This window comes from Frankia sp. AgB32 (assembly GCF_023243045.1).
Classification (GTDB): domain Bacteria; phylum Actinomycetota; class Actinomycetes; order Frankiales; family Frankiaceae; genus Frankia.
In genome coordinates this window covers 1-235 of sequence record NZ_JALKFX010000222.1, presented here as the reverse complement: position 1 = coordinate 235, position 235 = coordinate 1, and the positions used below count along the sequence as shown (strand labels likewise).

Annotated in this window: 1 protein-coding gene; it reads left to right on the top strand. The window is 74.0% G+C overall.

Going from position 1 to position 235, the window contains the following annotated elements; all coding sequences use genetic code 11:
• A partial coding sequence (locus tag MXD60_RS26495; RefSeq protein WP_248822421.1) for a glutathionylspermidine synthase family protein occupies nucleotides 1-235 on the top strand: 235 nt, incomplete at both ends.

The following is a 235-nucleotide window of genomic DNA, read 5'->3' as shown; positions in this document are numbered from 1 at the left end:
GCCTCGCGGAGATCGAGGACGCCATCGAGGCGCCGAGCGCCGCGCTGCACGACCTCTGCCTCGCCTTCGTGGACCGGGCGGTCCGGGACGCGGCGATCCTCCGCTCGCTGCGGATCCCGGAGCACGCCTGGGACGCGATCCGGGCGAGCTGGGCGCGGCGCGATCCCAGCCTGTACGGGCGCTTCGACTTCAGCTACGGCGGCGACGGGCCGGCCAAGCTCCTGGAGTACAACGC